The 763-nt window shown below is 52.9% G+C and carries 1 protein-coding gene; it reads left to right on the top strand.

Features of this window, described 5'->3' with window-relative positions:
• Positions 1-63: 63 nt before the first annotated feature.
• On the top strand, positions 64-763 hold a 700-nt coding region (locus OKC44_RS22105; RefSeq protein WP_003218105.1), incomplete at its 3' end, for an IS6-like element IS26 family transposase.

Below are 763 nucleotides of genomic sequence, written 5' to 3'. Positions count from 1 at the left end.
GGCACTGTTGCAAATAGTCGGTGGTGATAAACTTATCATCCCCTTTTGCTGATGGAGCTGCACATGAACCCATTCAAAGGCCGGCATTTTCAGCGTGACATCATTCTGTGGGCCGTACGCTGGTACTGCAAATACGGCATCAGTTACCGTGAGCTGCAGGAGATGCTGGCTGAACGCGGAGTGAATGTCGATCACTCCACGATTTACCGCTGGGTTCAGCGTTATGCGCCTGAAATGGAAAAACGGCTGCGCTGGTACTGGCGTAACCCTTCCGATCTTTGCCCGTGGCACATGGATGAAACCTACGTGAAGGTCAATGGCCGCTGGGCGTATCTGTACCGGGCCGTCGACAGCCGGGGCCGCACTGTCGATTTTTATCTCTCCTCCCGTCGTAACAGCAAAGCTGCATACCGGTTTCTGGGTAAAATCCTCAACAACGTGAAGAAGTGGCAGATCCCGCGATTCATCAACACGGATAAAGCGCCCGCCTATGGTCGCGCGCTTGCTCTGCTCAAACGCGAAGGCCGGTGCCCGTCTGACGTTGAACACCGACAGATTAAGTACCGGAACAACGTGATTGAATGCGATCATGGCAAACTGAAACGGATAATCGGCGCCACGCTGGGATTTAAATCCATGAAGACGGCTTACGCCACCATCAAAGGTATTGAGGTGATGCGTGCACTACGCAAAGGCCAGGCCTCAGCATTTTATTATGGTGATCCCCTGGGCGAAATGCGCCTGGTAAGCAGAGTTTTTGAAA

It is taken from the genome of Aeromonas sp. S41-2, from assembly GCF_027705845.1.
Taxonomy (GTDB): Bacteria; Pseudomonadota; Gammaproteobacteria; order Enterobacterales; family Aeromonadaceae; genus Aeromonas; species Aeromonas hydrophila.
Note: the sequence above shows the minus strand (reverse complement) of the source record. Positions and strands in the feature narration are given on the sequence as shown.